13 protein-coding genes, 1 tRNA gene and 4 pseudogenes are annotated in these 16,707 nt (G+C 70.9%); 9 read left to right on the plus strand and 9 right to left on the minus strand.

What is annotated here, in order from left to right:
- The first annotated feature begins 84 nt into the window (after positions 1–84).
- The 4 genes from ACSHXC_RS24200 to ACSHXC_RS24215 all read left to right on the plus strand — a co-directional run bounded on the left by ACSHXC_RS24200 (position 85) and on the right by ACSHXC_RS24215 (position 4,008).
- Positions 85–444, plus strand: a complete 360-nt coding sequence (locus ACSHXC_RS24200; RefSeq protein WP_438293610.1) for a winged helix-turn-helix transcriptional regulator — start codon at positions 85–87, stop codon at positions 442–444.
- A gap of 137 nt (positions 445–581) precedes the next feature.
- Entirely contained in the window at positions 582–941 is a 360-nt protein-coding gene (locus tag ACSHXC_RS24205) for a hypothetical protein (protein WP_438293611.1), read from the plus strand.
- A 17-nt stretch (positions 942–958) separates the two neighbouring features.
- Entirely contained in the window at positions 959–3,454 is a 2,496-nt protein-coding gene (locus ACSHXC_RS24210) for a DUF6571 family protein (protein WP_438293612.1), read from the plus strand.
- 83 nt (positions 3,455–3,537) lie between these two features.
- A complete protein-coding gene (locus ACSHXC_RS24215; RefSeq protein ID WP_438293613.1) occupies positions 3,538–4,008 on the plus strand; it encodes a hypothetical protein in 471 nt (156 codons plus the stop codon).
- 9 nt (positions 4,009–4,017) lie between these two features.
- Here ACSHXC_RS24215 and ACSHXC_RS24220 read toward each other — a convergent pair.
- Positions 4,018–4,092 (minus strand) — tRNA-Cys (locus ACSHXC_RS24220).
- Between the two features lie 182 nt (positions 4,093–4,274).
- Between ACSHXC_RS24220 and ACSHXC_RS24225 the strand changes: the two are divergent.
- From ACSHXC_RS24225 to ACSHXC_RS24240, 4 genes and pseudogenes are all read left to right on the plus strand, one after another.
- Positions 4,275–5,723, plus strand: a pseudogene (locus ACSHXC_RS24225) (MFS transporter).
- A gap of 902 nt (positions 5,724–6,625) precedes the next feature.
- Complete coding sequence (locus tag ACSHXC_RS24230) at positions 6,626–8,410, plus strand: DEAD/DEAH box helicase (protein ID WP_189966194.1); 1,785 nt, start codon at positions 6,626–6,628, stop codon at positions 8,408–8,410.
- Positions 8,411–8,891: 481 nt separating this feature from the next.
- Positions 8,892–9,536, plus strand: coding sequence for an IclR family transcriptional regulator (locus ACSHXC_RS24235; protein ID WP_438293614.1), 645 nt, complete (start codon positions 8,892–8,894; stop codon positions 9,534–9,536).
- Positions 9,537–9,637: 101 nt separating this feature from the next.
- Positions 9,638–10,426: a YlbL family protein gene (locus tag ACSHXC_RS24240; protein WP_438293615.1), complete on the plus strand. Its 789-nt coding sequence runs from the start codon at positions 9,638–9,640 to the stop codon at positions 10,424–10,426.
- Here the strand turns inward: ACSHXC_RS24240 and ACSHXC_RS24245 are convergent.
- From ACSHXC_RS24245 to ACSHXC_RS24275, 7 genes and pseudogenes are all read right to left on the minus strand, one after another.
- Positions 10,359–11,669: an MFS transporter gene (locus ACSHXC_RS24245; RefSeq protein WP_438293616.1), complete on the minus strand. Its 1,311-nt coding sequence runs from the start codon at positions 11,667–11,669 to the stop codon at positions 10,359–10,361. The genes ACSHXC_RS24240 and ACSHXC_RS24245 overlap by 68 nt on opposite strands.
- Entirely contained in the window at positions 11,666–11,845 is a 180-nt protein-coding gene (locus tag ACSHXC_RS24250; RefSeq protein WP_438293617.1) for a hypothetical protein, read from the minus strand. Before ACSHXC_RS24250 ends, ACSHXC_RS24245 begins: the two co-directional genes overlap by 4 nt.
- Positions 11,846–11,858: 13 nt before the next feature.
- Complete coding sequence (locus ACSHXC_RS24255; RefSeq protein WP_438293618.1) at positions 11,859–12,488, minus strand: ArsR/SmtB family transcription factor; 630 nt, start codon at positions 12,486–12,488, stop codon at positions 11,859–11,861.
- Positions 12,489–12,587: 99 nt separating this feature from the next.
- Positions 12,588–12,818 (minus strand): annotated as a pseudogene (locus ACSHXC_RS24260) (glycine betaine ABC transporter substrate-binding protein); the annotation flags it as partial.
- Positions 12,802–12,951, minus strand: a pseudogene (locus ACSHXC_RS24265) (ABC transporter permease); the annotation flags it as partial. The pseudogenes ACSHXC_RS24265 and ACSHXC_RS24260, both read right to left, overlap by 17 nt.
- A gap of 2 nt (positions 12,952–12,953) precedes the next feature.
- Positions 12,954–13,097: pseudogene (locus ACSHXC_RS24270) on the minus strand (ABC transporter permease); the annotation flags it as partial.
- Between the two features lie 26 nt (positions 13,098–13,123).
- Positions 13,124–13,609, minus strand: coding sequence for an Lrp/AsnC family transcriptional regulator (locus ACSHXC_RS24275; RefSeq protein ID WP_053729462.1), 486 nt, complete (start codon positions 13,607–13,609; stop codon positions 13,124–13,126).
- Positions 13,610–13,730: 121 nt separating this feature from the next.
- On the opposite strand from ACSHXC_RS24275, the gene hppD reads away from it, so the two are divergent.
- Positions 13,731–14,873, plus strand: coding sequence for a 4-hydroxyphenylpyruvate dioxygenase (gene hppD / locus ACSHXC_RS24280; protein ID WP_438293619.1), 1,143 nt, complete (start codon positions 13,731–13,733; stop codon positions 14,871–14,873).
- A gap of 109 nt (positions 14,874–14,982) precedes the next feature.
- Here hppD and ACSHXC_RS24285 read toward each other — a convergent pair whose 3' ends face one another.
- Positions 14,983–16,644: a tetratricopeptide repeat protein gene (locus ACSHXC_RS24285; protein WP_438293620.1), complete on the minus strand. Its 1,662-nt coding sequence runs from the start codon at positions 16,642–16,644 to the stop codon at positions 14,983–14,985.
- Positions 16,645–16,707 lie beyond the last annotated feature (63 nt).

Genomic DNA, 16,707 nt, shown 5'->3' on the forward strand with positions numbered 1-16,707 from the left:
GACACATGATCAAGTACGCACTTGGAAGTGGGTGGTTACCCTGGGGTGAGTGAGCAGGCCAGAGCGTTCTGAAGAGGGTGGGGCATGACGACGCTGAACCGGCCGGGCGCACCGGACGGGCACATCTGCGGGATCGACACCGCGATGGAGGTGATCGGCGGCAAGTGGAAGGTGCTGATCCTCTGGGCCCTCCACGAACACCCCTGCCGCCGTTTCGGCGAGCTGCGCCGCCTGCTGCCCGGGATCACCGAAAAGGTCCTCGCCTCACACCTGCGCGAGATGGAGGCGGACGGCGTGGTGAGCCGCATCTCGTACGACGAGGTGCCGCCCCGCGTCGAGTACGCGCTGACCGAGGGCGGGGCGCGCCTCAACGAGGCGCTTGAACCGCTGGCGGCGTGGGGGCGCGAGCGGGCGACCGGCTGGAGACCTCGATCCGCCTCCTGAGCCGGGTGATCCCGGGGACATGAGTACGGCCGCCGATTCACCCCTGAGCGCCCGCGGACACGGAATCCGTGGGATCCCCCTCCCTTACGCTGACGGCAAAGATTCCGTAATGCGCGTGTACAGAACGGGAGTTGGGGATGGCGTCAGGGGCAGCTGCGCAGGGTTCGGGCGGCGGGGATCTCGTCGCGCACGCCGATGATCTCGGGGTGATCGGCTCGGACGCTTACAAGCTGTACGACGGATTCCGGCGCGACGGTGACCATGCGAGGGCGGCCACGTTCGAGGCGGCGCGGGCGCTCGGCGCGGACAACTTCACCAGTGGGGCCGCCCTGATGAAGGTCCACGACACCTGGCAGAGCCAGTACACGACGCTCCGCGACGCCTGCGCGCAGATCTCGAACCACCTCGACTACTCGACCGCCCAGCACGCGAAGGACGACGCGCGCGTACAGGGTGACCTGGCGGCCGTCTCGGTGATCAGCGGTTACATCAACTAGCGGACGGGGAGCGGCAGTTGCTGAAGTACGCGGACGTGGTGAACGCCCCGGTCGACAAGCTCAAGACGGCGGTGGACGACTGGTCGGACATGGCGCGCAGGCTGAAGAGGCTGTCCGGCGAGGCGCACGACGGCATGCGGGTGCACGCCGAGACCGCCAGGTGGGCCGGGGTGAACGCGGGGGTCACCCGCGAGTTCGTCCGCAAGACGGTGAAGGAGTTCGCGGACGCCGAGAAGGAGGCCGAGGGTGTGCACCGGCTCCTGCTCGATGCGTACACGGAGTTCAAGAAGGCGAAGGACGGGCTGCAGGCCATCCTCGACAGCGCGCAGCAGAACGGCATCGCGGTCGACGCGAAGGGCCGGGTCGTGGCCCGCGACCCGGTCGTGGACGACGCCGCGAGGCGACATGACCCCGAGTACGACGGGCTGGCGAAGGACATGAAGGCCGAGCAGGCTCATGTCGCGGCCTGGCAGCGCAAGGTGGACGCGCTGGTCGCCGGGTGCGACGCGGCGGACGAGTCGCTGCGCCTCGCCCTGACGGCGAACGTCCCGCACGAACACGACTTCAGCGCACCGCGGTTCGCCTCCCTGGACGACGAGGAGGCCGCGCGGGCGGTGGACCTGGCGAAGCGGGTCACGGGCGAGGGCGGCACGGCCCGCAACGTGGAGGAGCTGAAGCAGCTCCAGACCCTGCTGGACGCGAACGCCCAGGACCCCGAGTTCTCGACGTCCTTCTACCGGCGCCTGGGCCCGCAGGGAACGCTGGACTTCTACACCCGGCTCTCCCTCGACGCGACGGGCCTCGGCGCGGCGGGCCTGGACCGGGCGGCGATGGTCCGCCACGTCCAGGACGACCTGGGCCCGATGCTGGGCCTCGCCACGAACCCGCACACCGCCGGCCACCTCGGGGGCCCCTGGACGACCGACCTGATGCGGGCGGGCCGCCGCCCGATCGATGTCAGCGGCTTCGCGGGCGCGGGGGCGAAGGTGTACGGGTACCAGGCGCTGGGGGCGCTGCTGAGGCACGGCGCGTACGACAGGGAGTTCCTGCTGCCCGTCGCCCGCGACATGGTGGGCTTCGAGCACCAGAATCCGCACGTCTTCGAGCAGGGTGTGCCCCAGGTCCCCGACATGAGGTTCAACCTCGACCCGTCGGGCGGCCGGGGCTTCGACCCCCTGACCGGCCTGATGTCGGCGATGTCCAACAACCCTGATTCTTCCGCGGAGTTCTTCAACGAGCCGGTCCGTGCGGACAGCGACGGCAACGGTCTGGTGACGTCGGACGACGTCTTCGAGCAGGGTGTGCCCCAGGTCCCCGACATGAGGTTCAACCTCGACCCGTCGGGCGGCCGGGGCTTCGACCCCCTGACCGGCCTGATGTCGGCGATGTCCAACAACCCTGATTCTTCCGCGGAGTTCTTCAACGAGCCGGTCCGTGCGGACAGCGACGGCAACGGTCTGGTGACGTCGGACGACGCGGCGGTCCGGACCCCCGGGGGCGGCCGGCTCAGCATGGTCGACCACCTCCTGGACAAACCCCCCACGGACGACCGCTACGACGCCCTCCCCGACGCCTGCACCCCGTACCAGTCCGCCCTGGGCAACGCCCTGGAGGCGGCGGTCACGGGCCGCGTCCCGGGCGACGAGACGGCGAAACCGGTGGAGCACACGGCGGCGATGGCGAGCGTGATGGAAAAGGTGGTCGCGAAAATCGGCGCGGCCCCGTCCTTGATCCTGGGCGAGGATGACGCACCGGGGAAGCTGGAGGGGCTTTCGGGGAACTTTGGGAATATGGCGGCGGAGTATATGGCCGACATTCAGGCGACGGCGGAGGACGGTGCGGGCCAGGCGAAGCCGTTCGGTGTGCTGGCGAAGTTCAGCAACTCCGGCGAGGTAGCTCATTTCCTGGGCGCGGTTGCCCAGGACCCTGATGCGTATGGTGCGATCACCAATGCCCAGCAGGCTTACACCACGCTGCTGGTGCGTGATGTGTTTGCCCATCCGGAGAACCATGGCTCCGATGTGGGTGAGGCTGTGCGTAACGCGGTGTACCCAGGTGGTGAGATCGCCGGAATGATGGCGCAGGCGCGCGTGCACGCTATCTATGAGCAGCATGCGGCCACTGACAAGGACTTCAACGATGCCCTGCAGGACAAGGCCGACTGGACGAACCGGATCATCAGTGCGGTCGGCGCGAAATACGTCGAAATGCTGCCGGTCGGGGGCGATGCCGTGGAATGGCTCCAGGAGGACATCACCAAGTCCATGGTCGAGAACAGGCAGCATGACTCGTCCAATGAGGCGAGCCAGGAGGCGGCAGATGCCTACTCGGCGGCAGAGGACAAGGCGAAAAAGTCTGCGTCGGCGGCAGTGGGTACGGCGGGGCATAGCGCGGGGCTTTCCGCGCGGGACACCCGTGAATATCAAGGAGTTGCTTCCTCGTCGATCTCCTCCGCCTATTCCGCCGGACGGAGCGCGGCGGCGAGTGGGACGTCCAACGGCGGAACGAAGTGAGGAGCGGCAGCAGAATCTCCATATCTGTGCTGACTCTGGTGCTGGCGGTGGCCGGTTGTTCGGCCGAGCCCTCGGTGCCGAGTATGCCGAAGAACATTTGCTGGGGGGTCTTCGCAAGCGGTTCGGTCGCACCGTTGCTCCCAAACGGTGGCTCGGCAGCCCTGGAGAACGATCGCCCCTTCGACGTCTTTCGGGGGAACGAGCAGACCACGTACTGCACTGTGCGTATCGACGGCAATTCACGGTTCGTCGCGTGGGCCGAACTCCGAAGGAGCGGGAAGGGAACGATTTGGAGTCTCCCGGCACGGAACTTTGGCACACACATCGACGCAGGTGACGAGGCATTCGTCTGGGACGGCGCAGCCGCCTCCGTCTTCTTGTGCGAGCGGCCTGACCTCCCGAGAAACCTGGTCCTGCCGCCCTCGGCCAAGTACATCGAACTGGAACTGACGGCAGACCGGTCGCCCAAAACCCAGCAGACCCGGGACGTACTCACCACCCTGATGAAGCAGTACGTCCAATTCGCCAAGCGCGAGCTCAAGTGCCGGAATTGATCCGGCTGTTGGAGGCCGTGACCGGAATCGAACCGGCGTAACTCGCTTTGCAGGCGAGCCCCTGAGCCACTCGGGCACACGGCCGTGTGCTGGTGCGTTGAGATGACCGTAGGGGGCGGCGCGGGGGAGGGGAAGGGCGTCGCGCCGGGTGCAATGGGACTGCCATGCGGCGTTCATGTTCGGGGGCGGGACTACGACCATTTACGTAGCCGTAGTCCCGTCCTTTGACAGGGGTCAGTACGCGGTACGCCTCTTACTCTGGGCGGATGAGTGCCCTTGAATCCTCCGATGCCTGTACGGATGCCCTGACCGCCGACCTCCCCGGCGGGGGTGTCGCCGGGGGGATTCTGGGGCGGGAGTACCGCGCGCTGAGTTTCGGGATCGTCACCGTCGTGCTGCTCATCGCCTTCGAGGCGACCGCCGTGGGTACGGCCATGCCCGTCGCGGCGCGGGAGCTCGACGGGGTGTCGCTGTACGCCTTCGCCTTCTCCGCGTACTTCACGACCAGCCTGTTCGGGATGGTCGTCGCGGGGCAGTGGGCCGACCGGCGCGGGCCGCTCGGGGCGCTGGGGGTCGGGATGTCGGGGTTCGCGGCGGGGCTGCTGCTGTCCGGGACCGCGCTGAACATGTGGACGTTCATCGCGGGGCGGGCCGTGCAGGGGCTCGGCGGGGGGCTGGTGATCGTCGCGCTGTACGTCGTCATCGGGCGGGCCTACCCCGCGCGGCTCCAGCCGACGATCATGGCGGCGTTCGCGGCGGGCTGGGTGGTGCCCTCGGTGGTGGGGCCGCTCGTGGCGGGGACGGCCACCGAACAGCTGGGCTGGCGCTGGGTGTTCATCGGCATTCCGGCGCTCGTGGTGTTCCCGCTGGCGCTCGCGCTGCCCGCGACGCGGCGGATGGCGTCGGGGCCGGCCGATCCGGCGGCGCCCGTCGCGCCCTTCGACCGGCGCCGGATCAGGCTGGCGCTGGGGATCTAGGTCGGGGCCGGGCTGCTGCAGTACGCGGGGCAGGAGCTGAGGTGGCTGTCCGTGCTGCCGTTCGTGGCGGGCGTGGCCCTGCTCGCGCCGGCGGTCGCGGGGCGGCGCGCCCTGCTGCCGCACGGCACCTGGCGGGCGGCGCGCGGGCTGCCCGCGGTGGTGCTGCTGCGCGGGGTGGCGGCAGGGTCGTTCATCGCGGCGGAGTCGTTCGTGCCGCTGATGCTCGTCACCCAGCGCGGGCTCACGCCGACGATGGCCGGGCTCTCACTGGCCGTGGGCGGGGCGACGTGGGCGCTGGGTTCGTACGTGCAGGCCCGGCCGCGGATGGAGGCGTACCGGGAGCGGCTGATGGTGGGCGGGATGGTGCTGGTGGCCCTCGCGATAGTGGCCGCGCCGAGCGTGCTCGTGGCGGCGGTGCCGGTGTGGATGGTCGGTGTCGCGTGGGGTGTGGGCTGTTTCGGCATGGGCATGGTGATCGCCTCGACGAGCGTGCTGCTCCTGAAGCTGTCGGCTCCGCAGGAGGCCGGCGCGAACTCCGCCGCCCTCCAGATCTCGGACGGCCTGTCCAACGTGCTGCTGCTCGCTGGGGGCGGGGCGGGGTTCGCGGCGCTCGGCGGCGGCGCGGTCTCGGGTGCGACGGCCTCGCATCCGGGGGCGTTCCTGGTGGTGTTCCTGCCGATGGGGGTGGTGGCGCTGAGCGGGGCGTTCGTGGCGGGGCGGGTGGGGGAGCGTGGCTGAGTGGTGCCCCACCCCGCCCCTTCCCCAGACCCTCCGGGGGTGGGGATGGGTGGGTAGGGAAGGGGACGTTTCCTGGGGCTGCGCCCCAGACCCCCCGGGGCTCCGCCCCTCGACCCCGTATCGCGCTGTGAGAGCGCTCGTCCTCAAACTCCCCCAAGGCCTTAAGGACCGGGGGACCCCTACGACGGGCTGGGTGCTGGTGGGGCGGGGCAGAGCTTGGGAGAGGGTGCGCCGGCGCCCGGCGGGGGCGGGGCCCAGAGAGGGGTGCAGGACGCGGTCGCTGCCGGGGGTCTGGGGGCTCAGCCCCAAGGCTCGGCATTCTCCACACCCTGCACGGGTGGGCGGGCTACCCGGGGTCCGGGGCGGAGCCCGAAGCGGGGTGAGGGGGCGCAGCCCCCGGCCGGTCTGGGGCGCAGCCCCAGGGGCCGAACCGTCCTACCCCAGTTCACGGGCGGGCGGGGGCAATCCCCCCCGGGTCCGGGCGCAGCCCCAGGGCTCGACCTTCCCAGCCTCCGTCACGGATGGGCGGGTGGGCCAGTGCCCCCCGAGGGTCCCCAGGAGGCCTGGGTCGTGCAACCCCGCGCATCCGGCCCCATCTCGGGTGGGCGGAACCCTCCCGGGGTGGGGCCCACCCCCTGTGAGGCGGGTCTCAACCCCGCCCCGCCCGGGGGCATTCCGCCGGGGTCCGCCGGCCCGCGCCGGTAAGGTGGCCCGGTTGTCGTACGTGAGCGCCGGCGCTCACGTACCCGCCCCGGCCCGCCGATCCGGACGGAGTTCAGCCCCAGCCCAAAGCCAGCCGGTGCTGAGCCGGGCCGAGCCCCGCCCAGCCCCAACCGCAGCTCCCCCGGGCTCGCCCCGGATGCCCCTGACCCCGTACAACCGAGAGCCCCGAACCGGAGACCGTGACTACTACCGCCTCCCACCACCTCTCACCCGCCTTCCCCGGCCGCGCCCCCTGGGGCACCGCCAACAAGCTGCGTGCCTGGCAGCAGGGTGCCCTGGAGAGGTACGTCCAGGAGCAGCCGCGCGACTTCCTCGCCGTCGCGACGCCCGGCGCCGGCAAGACGACGTTCGCGCTGACGCTCGCGTCGTGGCTGCTGCACCACCACGTGGTCCAGCAGATCACCGTCGTCGCGCCGACCGAGCACCTCAAGAAGCAGTGGGCGGACGCGGCGGCCCGCGTCGGCATCAAGCTCGACCCGGACTACAGCGCCGGGCCGCTGAGCCGCGAGTACCACGGCGTCGCCGTCACCTACGCCGGTGTCGGCGTGCGGCCGATGCTCCACCGCAACCGCTGTGAGCAGCGCAAGACCCTGGTGATTCTGGATGAGATTCACCACGCGGGGGACAGCAAGTCGTGGGGCGAGGCCTGTCTCGAAGCCTTCGATCCCGCCACCCGGCGGCTCGCGCTCACCGGTACGCCCTTCCGGTCCGACACCAACCCCATCCCGTTCGTCACGTACGAGGAGGGGAACGACGGCATCCGCCGGTCCTCCGCCGACTACACGTACGGATACGGCAACGCGCTTGCCGACGGGGTCGTGCGGCCCGTCATATTCATGAGCTACAGCGGCAACATGCGCTGGCGCACCAAGGCCGGTGACGAGATCGCCGCCCGGCTCGGCGAGCCCATGACCAAGGACGCCATCTCGCAGGCCTGGCGCACCGCGCTCGACCCGCGCGGCGACTGGATGCCCAATGTGCTGCGCGCCGCCGACCAGCGACTCACCGAAGTCAGGAAGGCCATTCCCGACGCCGGGGCGCTCGTCATCGCCTCCGATCAGGATTCCGCCCGCGCCTACGCCAAGCTGATCCGCGAGATCACCGGTACGAAGGCCACCGTCGTGCTCTCCGACGACACCGGCGCCTCCAAGCGGATCGACGAGTTCAGCGAGGGCGACTCCCGGTGGATGGTCGCCGTCCGCATGGTGTCGGAGGGCGTCGACGTGCCGCGCCTGGCCGTCGGCGTGTACGCCACCACCATTTCCACCCCCCTCTTCTTCGCCCAGGCCGTCGGCCGTTTCGTGCGTTCGCGGCGGCGCGGTGAGACCGCTTCCGTTTTCCTCCCCACCATTCCGATGCTGCTCGGCTTCGCCAATGAGATGGAGGTCGAGCGCGACCACGTGCTCGACAAGCCGAAGAAGGACGGCGAGGAAGAAGACCCGTACGCCGAGTCCGAACAGGAAATGGACGACGCGAACAAGCAGCAGGACGAGGACACCGGGGACGACATGCTCCCCTTCGAGGCCCTCGAATCCGATGCCGTCTTCGACCGGGTCATGTACAACGGCGCCGAATTCGGCATGCAGGCCCACCCGGGAAGCGAGGAGGAGCAGGACTATCTCGGGATTCCCGGGCTCCTCGAACCCGACCAGGTGCAGATGCTGCTGCAGAAGCGGCAGGCCCGGCAGATCGCGCACAGCCGCCAGAAGCCGGCCGAACAGGCCGATCTGCTCGAAATGCCCGCCGAGCGGCGCCCCGTCGTCTCGCACAAGGAGCTGCTCGAACTGCGCAAGTCGCTGAACACGATGGTCGGCGCGTACGTCCACCAGAGCGGCAAGCCGCACGGCGTCATCCACACCGAGCTGCGCCGGGTGTGCGGCGGGCCGCCGAGCGCGGAGGCCACGGCCGGCCAGCTCCGCGAGCGGATCAAGAAGGTCCAGGAGTGGGCCACCCGCATGAAATAGCGGGTGCACACAGCGAACGGGGCCCGGCGTGCGTTGCCGGGCCCCGTTCGATCCCATGGGTACGGGATGAGTACGAGGACCGGCCCCCACGGACGCCCCTCGGACGACTGCCACAGTAATGTCCCGGTAAATCCATTCCGGTCGCCCAAGGTCCTCGCTAAGACGGACTTTGGTCCCGAACGTGATCGAACGGGGATCAAATTCGTCGCTCACGGACAATATTTGTCCATCCGTTGGGGCCGGTTCGCCCATTCCCTGGGGCCCGTAATTCTGATCGCGCCCGGATTCTGGACGAGGTCTTCCGCTGAGCGGTGTCCGCTCGCTACTGTCCCGGCCATGCAAACGCCCCGTGGCAGCGTCGCCGCGGAGCGCAGCCGGTGCCTTGGCCTCGCCGGCGGGCTCTGCGCGCGATGCCGATGGGACCGGCGCCGCGAACCACGTGAGAGTGCCGCCGCGACTCACCACTTAAGGAGTGGGTGTCGTGACCGCGGAGACCTCCCAGACGCTCGACCGGGGACTACGCGTCCTCAAGCTGCTCGCCGACACCGACCACGGTCTGACGGTCACCGAGTTGTCCAACAAACTCGGCGTCAACCGCACGGTCGTCTACCGCCTGCTCGCGACCCTGGAGCAGCACGCCCTCGTCCGACGTGACCTGGGCGGCCGCGCCCGGGTCGGGCTCGGGGTGCTGCGCCTGGGCCGCCAGGTGCACCCGCTGGTCCGCGAGGCCGCGCTGCCCGCGCTGCGCTCGCTCGCCGAGGACATAGGCGCCACCGCCCACCTCACCCTCGTCGACGGTTCGGACGCGCTCGCGGTCGCCGTGGTGGAGCCGACCTGGACCGACTACCACGTCGCCTACCGGGCCGGGTTCCGCCACCCCCTGGACAAGGGCGCCGCGGGCCGGGCGATCCTCGCGGCCCGCCAGGCCGGGGGCCTCGCCGAGCCCGGGTACACCCTCACCCACGGCGAGCTGGAGGCAGGCGCGAGCGGGGCCGCGGCGCCGCTGGTCGGGGTCACCGGGATAGAGGGGAGCGTCGGCGTGGTGATGCTCGCCGACGCCGTGCCCGAACGGGTCGGGCCCCGCGTCGTGGACGCGGCGAGGGAAGTCGCCGACGCCCTGCGCTGAGCCGGAGCCCTGCGCCGAGCCGACGCCCCGGCCCGCCCTACGCACCCGGCCGCCCGGGCCCGTGCCCCGGGCGGCCGGGCGCGTACGGATAGATTGGGGCTGTGCTCACTCGTCACCCCCGCCTCCGCAACCTCGCCATCGGCGCCGCTCCGGTCGTGGCGCTGCTCGCCGTCGCCTGCTTCGCGCCGCTGCCGTTCGCGGTGGCGCAGCCGGGGCCGACCGCGAACGTACTCGGCGACGACGAGGGCAAGCCGGTGATCACCATCTCCGGTGCGCCCACCCGCCCCACCAGCGGGCAGCTGCGGATGACCACCATCGTGGCGACCGGGCCCCACGCGGACGTCGGCATCTCCGACGTCGTGGACGGCTGGTTCCGCACCGACCGGGCCGTGATGCCGCGCGACTCGGTCTATCCGGGCGGCGGCAGTGAGAAGGAGATCTCCGAGCACAACCAGGCCCAGATGAAGCAGTCGCAGGACTCCGCCACCGTCGCGGCCCTCGGCTACCTCGGCCTCAGCCCCGACAAAGTCAAGGTCGACCTCCACCTCGCCGACGTGGGCGGCCCGAGCGCGGGCCTGCTCTTCACGCTCGGCATCATCGACAAGCTGAACGGCAACGGCTCCGGCGGCGACCTCACCGGCGGCCGCAACATCGCCGGTACGGGGACGATCACGGGTGACGGCGAGGTCGGCGCGGTCGGCGGGGTCGCGCTCAAGACGCAGGCCGCGGCCCGGGACGGGGCGACCGTCTTCCTCGTGCCGAAGGCGGAGTGCTCGGACGCACAGTCCGAACTGCCCAAGGGGCTGCGCCTGATCCCCGTGACTACGCTGAAGGGTGCGGTGTCCGCGCTCCAGGCGCTGCAGAAGGGCGCCCCGGTTCCGTCCTGCTGACGGCGCCCGCGTCCATGTCCTTCCAGGCCGGGAAGACCAGCGGGCTCAGCGTCGCCAGGAGATAGACCCCGCCGACCGCGAGCAGCGCGCCGCGCACCCCGGCCGCCTCCACGAGGAAGCCCGCGGCGAGCCCGCCGAGCGGCATCGCCAGTTCGCAGCCCGCCGTGAGCACCCCGGCGACCCGGCTGCGCAGCTCGTCCGGCACCTTTTCGTAGATCACCGTGGTCAGGATCGGGTTGAGCGCGCCGCTCGCGAGCCCGGCGACCAGCATCGTGACGGCCAGCGGCAGGGTGGTGCCGGTCAGCGCGGCGACCGCGTACCGGGGCGCACCGCACAGCAGCACGCAGACCGTGAAGACCGTACGGCGCGAGAAGCGGTGGCCGGCCAGGCCGTACAGGAGCGCGCCGCACAGGCCGCCCGCCCCGAACAGGGCGGCGAGCAGGCCGAGTCGGGTCGCTCCGCCGAGCTCCTGCGCGGCGTGGACGGGGAGCAGTACGGCGGTCCAGCCCTGGTCGGTGCCGTTCATCAGCATCACCATGGCGACCACCGCGAGCAGCAGCCGGGTGTGCGCCAAGTATCCGTATCCCTCGCGGAGTTCGGCCTTGTAGGTGCGCAGGGAGACCGGTGGCGCGTCGCGCCGGGGGCGGGCCGCACGGACGTCGCGCAGGCCGATCGCGACCAGCACCGCCGAGGCGGCGAAGGTCGCACCGTCGATGAGGAGTACGTCGCCGGCGCCGGTCAGCGCGATGAGCACGCCGGCCAGGGCCGCGCCGGTCATCCGGGAGCCGCGCGCGACGGCGTCGTACACGCTGGCCGCGCGCGCCAGGGTCGTACCGGACTGGCGGGCGAGGTCCGGAAGCAGGACGTAGCGGGCGGTGACGCCCGGGGTGTGGGCGAGGCCGCCGAGCGCCATCAGGGCGCACAGCATCCAGAAAGCGAGGAGCCCGGCGTGGTGCAGGAGTGGGATCGCGGCGACCGCGAGCCCGCAGACGACATCGGAGCCGACCGAGACCCGGCGGCGGCCGATGCGGTCGACGACCGGGCCGCCGATCAGCGCCGAGACCACGATCGGCAGCGTCGCGCAGAAGGCGACGACCCCGGCCCGGCCCGCGCTGCCGGTGGTCTCAAGCACGAACCACGGCACCCCGATCAGGGTGAGCGAACTGCCGGTCGCCGAAACGGCGTTGGCGGTCAGTACGGCCGCGAGTGGCCTTCTGTCGCGGCGTCCCCCCGGCCCGCTCATGCGAGGCGGGCTTGCCGGTGTGGTGCCTGCTGGGTCAGGCGGAGTCCCAACTCGACCAATATCCAGCCCAGTCGGGCGCGCAGGGCGCGGGGTTCGCGGGGGAGTGCGGTGCGGGCCTCGGTCTCCAGCTCGGCGGCGCGCAGGTGGTGAAGGAGGAGGTGGGTGTCGCTGTGCACGGCGGCGGTCCTCTCAGCGGGACGGGTGGGAGCGCGGGAAGGAGTGCAGATGGACGCGGACCTGGGCTGCGTCGCCGGTCTCGTCGGGGGCGATCGTGCGGTACGTCTCGACGACCGCGTGCAGCTTCTCGTTGAGCTCGTGCAGCTGGGCCGCGGTGAGGCTGAGCGTGAAGTCGCTCAGGTCGCCGCTGGTGGACCAGGGTTCGGGCCAGTCGTGCATGGTGGCGAGCCAGGTCGAGAGCTCCTGGGTGTGGATGCCGGCGATCTCGTGCAGGAACAGGTTGGCCGCGCCCCGCACCTCCGGGTCGGTGCTGGTGTGCAGGTCGTCGGCGAACGAGGTGCCGTTGTGCACGGCCTTCCACCAGCGCTCGCGGCCTTTGCCGCGCCCCGGGTCGTCCTCGACGAAGCCGTGCGCGGCGAGCTGGCGCAGGTGATAGCTGGTCGCCCCGCTCGACTCGCCAAGCCGCTCGCCGAGCCGGGAGGCGGTGGCCGGGCCGTCGTGGCGCAGCGACTTCAGGATCCGGATGCGCAGGGGGTGGGCGAGGCCGCGCAGGGAGCGGGCGTCCAGGATGCGCTCCCCGGCCGCGTTCTGAGGGTGCTTGCCGTGGGGCTGCTCGTTCTCGGGCTTCTTGCTCTCGGGCATGTTCCAAAGATAGCCATGCAAAGAGACTGTTGCAACGCTTTCTTTGCATCGACTGCTTTGCATGATGTTCTTTGCGCGTCGCATGCGGTCCCGGCCCGCTCACCCCTTCCTGATGAACCCCTCCCGCACCAGCCAGTCCAGGGCCACGTCGTGCGGGTCCTTGCCCTCCACGTCGACCTTGGCGTTGAGGTCCCGGGCGACCTGCGTCGTGAGCTTGGCGCTGAGCGGGTCGAGGAGGCCGGCGATCGCCGGGTACTTCTGGTACGTCCTGCTGTGCAGCTCGGGCGCCGCGTTGTAGTTGGGGAAGAAGTGCTTGTCGTCCTGGAGGGTCGCCAGGTGCGTACGCCGCGATCGCCGCGATGCCCATCAGCATCTGCGTGGAGACCCGGATGCCGGTGAGGATCGGCGGCCAGGCCAGCGGGAGTTCGACCCGCAGCAGGCGGGCGACGCGCGACATCCCGCCGCCCAGCCGCTGCGGTACGTCACCAAGCCGATCGCGATGCCGAGCACGGTCGCGATCACTATGCACTGGAACACCGCGCTCGCGTGCTGGAGGGCGTCGGTGAGCAGCTGCTGGTGCCTGCTGGACAAGTAGTCCCAGAAACCCACGCGCGCTCACCCCTGTCGGTCCGGGGTCAGGCACCCCCGGGGACGGAGTCCTGAGCCGCCTGCTCCACCAGCGGGATGATCCGCAGCGGGACCGGGTTCTCCATGACGATCGCCGTGGAGGCCCGGACGATGCCATCAAAACCGACAACCCGGTCGATCACACGCTGGAGATCGGCGTTGGAGCGGGCCACCAGACGGCACAGCATGTCGCCGTGCCCGGTGGTCGTGTGCAGCTCCAGGACCTCGGGCACGGTCGTCAAATGGGCCCGTACGTCCGCCCCCTGGCCCTGTTTGATCTCCAGGGTGGCGAAGGCGGTGACCGGGTAGCCGAGCGCGGCCGGATCGACGTCCGGGCCGAAGCCCCGGATGACTCCATTCGACTGAAGCCGGTCGAGCCGCGCCTGGACCGTCCCGCGCGCGACCCCGAGCCGCCGCGACGCCTCCAGGACCCCGATCCGGGGCTCGCGCGCGAGCAGCACGATCAGCCGCCCGTCCAGATGATCGATCGACATCGCCGCCTCCGGATGGTCATCATGTACAGAAAGCCCTCTCATACTGGCCGGTCGCTGTACGGATTGCCCAGTGAAAACGCGAACTATTGCGCAGCTTGCGGTACAGAGGGACTCTCCTCGCATGACTGAGACCATCCATCACACCCCCGAATCCGCGCGGCAGGCCGACCCCTTCCCGGTGAAGGGCATGGACGCGGTCGTCTTCGCCGTGGGCAACGCCAAGCAGGCCGCGCACTACTACTCGACGGCCTTCGGCATGAAGCTCGTTGCCTACTCCGGACCGGAGAACGGCAGCCGCGAGACCGCCAGCTACGTGCTGACGAGCGGCGCCGCCCGCTTCGTGTTCACCTCCGTCATCAAGACCGCCACCGCACAAGGCCGCTTCCTGGCCGAGCACGTCGCCGAGCACGGCGACGGCGTGGTGGACCTCGCCATCGAGGTGCCGGACGCGCGCGCCGCGTACAAGTACGCCACCGAGCACGGCGCCACCGGCCTTCAGGAGCCGCACGAGGTCTCCGACGAGCACGGCACCGTCGTCCTGGCCGCGATCGCCACGTACGGCAAGACCCGGCACACCCTGGTCGAGCGCTCCGACTACACCGGCCCCTACCTGCCGGGGTTCGTCGAGGCTGCGCCCATGGTCGAGACGCCCAAGAGGTTCTTCCAGGCCATCGACCACTGCGTAGGCAATGTCGAGCTCGGCAAGATGGACGAGTGGGTGGCGTTCTACAACAACGTCATGGGCTTCACCAACATGAAGGAGTTCGTGGGCGACGACATCGCCACCGAGTACTCCGCGCTCATGTCGAAGGTCGTCGCCGACGGCACCCTCAAGGTGAAGTTCCCGCTCAACGAGCCGGCCATCGCCAAGAAGAAGTCGCAGATCGACGAGTACCTGGAGTTCTACGGCGGCCCCGGCGTCCAGCACATCGCGCTCGCCACCAACGACATCGTCGCCTCGGTGAAGGCCATGCGGGCCGCGGGCGTGCAGTTCCTGGACACCCCCGACTCGTACTACGACACCCTCGGCGAGTGGGCCGGCGAGACCCGGGTGCCGGTCGAGACGCTGCGCGAGCTGAAGATCCTGGTCGACCGCGACGAGGACGGCTACCTGCTGCAGATCTTCACCAAGCCGGTCCAGGACCGCCCCACCGTCTTCTTCGAGATGATCGAGCGGCACGGTTCGATGGGCTTCGGCAAGGGCAACTTCAAGGCGCTCTTCGAGGCGATCGAGCGCGAGCAGGAGAAGCGCGGGAACCTCTGACCTGCAACTGGTCACGTTCGTACGGTAATTGAGTTACCGTCATCAGTCTGCGGCCCCACGGACCTGACCCGTGGGGCCGCGACTCTTTTTCCGCGCGCCTGCGCGAAGCTCAGTGGCGCCGCCTCGCGGGCTTGCGCGGCTTGACCGGCCGCTTCGGGCCGGAGTTCGAGCTCGTCCCCGAACCCGACGACGAGGAGGAGCCCGCGCTGGAAGAACCGGAGCCGGAGCCGGATCCCGAGCCGGATCCCGATCCCGACCCCGAGTCGGAGCCCGAACCCGCCTGGGCGGCGGCCGCCACATAGCCGTACATGTCCCTCGGGCCGCCCTCCGCCGGCTCGCCGAGCGCCGCGAGCGCCTCGCTCGCCTTCGGCGCGAGCACCGGCGAGAAGTACGGGTTGGTGCGCAGCGCGTCCTGGAGGTGGCGGCGGGCCGCGCCCGACTGGCCGAGCTCCCGCTCGATGACGGCCTGGTGGTAGGAGAACAGGGCGTCGCGCACCCCGGAGTCGGTCGCCTTGCGGGCGTGGACCAGCGCCTCCTCCGTCTCGCCCGAGTGGTACATCGCCCAGCCGAGGGCGTCCTCGGTCGCCGCGCTCGGATGCACCCTCCACTCGGCTTCGAGCCGGTCGAGCGCGGCGTGCGGCGCACCGTGGTCGGTCTCGAACCGGCCGAGCACCAGGGCGTCGTCCACCCCGTTGGCGCCATCCCGTGCGGCGAGCTCGCGCAGCTTGTCGAACCAGGTCCGCGCGTCGCCGTCCAGGCCCTGCGACTCGTACAACTCGCCCAGTTCCAGGAGGTATTCGGGGCGCGGCAGGACGGCGACCGCCGCTTGGTAGTCGCGCTGGGCGTCCGCCTTCTGGCCGAGCGCGGCCTTGGCGCGACCCCGGCGTGCGAGCGCCTCGTGCGTGCCCGGATCCGTGCGCAGCGCCGCGTCGTAGTGGGTGATCGCCGCCTGCGGCTCGCCCCGCTCCCATGCGAGATCGCCCACCGCCACCAGCGCGGCCGCCTTCTGCGCGGGCGACGTGGCGTGCCCGACGGCCTCGTCGAGGGCGGCCGAGGCGTCCTCGCGCCAGCCGTGCTCGCGGTAGACCTCGGCCGCCTGGGCCAACGCGGCCGAACCGCCCCGGAGTTCGAGCAGCTGCTCCACCGCCTTGGCCGCGGACTTCGGGTCGCCGAGCCCGTTGTACGCCTCGATCAGCGCGGGGTAGAGCGTCCACCGCTTAGCCCCGCGGGCACGCACGCCCTCGGCCAGGGTGCGCGCCGCCGCGTAGTCGTGCCGGGCGTTGGCGAGCGCCGCGAGCCCGGTCTCGGCGTCCAGGTTGTCCTTCGGCCGCACCTGGAGCGAGCGCTTCAGCGCCGACTCGGCCAGCGGGTAGAACGAGGAGTCGGCGGCCCGCACGCCCCGCTCCAGATAGGCGGAGCCGAGCACCGCCCACGACGCGTCGTCCGTGGGGTGGGTGCGCACCCAGTCGGTCCGGTCGGTGATGAGCGCCGTCAGATCGCTCATCGAGGCCGGCGCCCCGGCCGCGGCCGCCGACAGGGCCCGCGCGGCCGGGCCCAGGGCGGGCGGCGGCGCCTTCGCCACCTCGCCCTCGGGCGTGATCAGCAGCACGCCCCCGATCAGTACGGCCGCGGCCAGCGCCACCAGGCCGGCCCGCTTCAGGGCACGCGGCACCCTGGACGGCGGCGAGGTCCGCTGGGCCGCGGCCGAGGCGGCCAGCCAGGCCGCCCGGCGTGCCGCGTCCGCATCCTGTTCGGTCTTCGCGATCTCCATGGCGCTCACTGTGCGTCAATAGGAAGAGCGCACCCGGTCCCGCCCGACCGACCGGGGAAAGGG

Source organism: Streptomyces sp. HUAS TT7, assembly GCF_051550175.1.
Taxonomy (GTDB): domain Bacteria; phylum Actinomycetota; class Actinomycetes; order Streptomycetales; family Streptomycetaceae; genus Streptomyces.

What these genes read in the sequence shown, in the direction of transcription:
- ACSHXC_RS24275 (WP_053729462.1), bottom strand. Translation starts at nt 13,609, where the DNA reads ATGTCGATCGATCATCTGGACGGGCGGCTGATCGTGCTGCTCGCGCGC.
- hppD (WP_438293619.1), top strand. Translation starts at nt 13,731, where the DNA reads ATGACTGAGACCATCCATCACACCCCCGAATCCGCGCGGCAGGCCGAC.
- ACSHXC_RS24215 (WP_438293613.1), top strand. Translation starts at nt 3,538, where the DNA reads ATGCCGAAGAACATTTGCTGGGGGGTCTTCGCAAGCGGTTCGGTCGCA.
- ACSHXC_RS24205 (WP_438293611.1), top strand. Translation starts at nt 582, where the DNA reads ATGGCGTCAGGGGCAGCTGCGCAGGGTTCGGGCGGCGGGGATCTCGTC.
- ACSHXC_RS24285 (WP_438293620.1), bottom strand. Translation starts at nt 16,644, where the DNA reads ATGGAGATCGCGAAGACCGAACAGGATGCGGACGCGGCACGCCGGGCG.
- ACSHXC_RS24245 (WP_438293616.1), bottom strand. Translation starts at nt 11,669, where the DNA reads ATGAGCGGGCCGGGGGGACGCCGCGACAGAAGGCCACTCGCGGCCGTA.
- ACSHXC_RS24255 (WP_438293618.1), bottom strand. Translation starts at nt 12,488, where the DNA reads ATGCCCGAGAGCAAGAAGCCCGAGAACGAGCAGCCCCACGGCAAGCAC.
- ACSHXC_RS24200 (WP_438293610.1), top strand. Translation starts at nt 85, where the DNA reads ATGACGACGCTGAACCGGCCGGGCGCACCGGACGGGCACATCTGCGGG.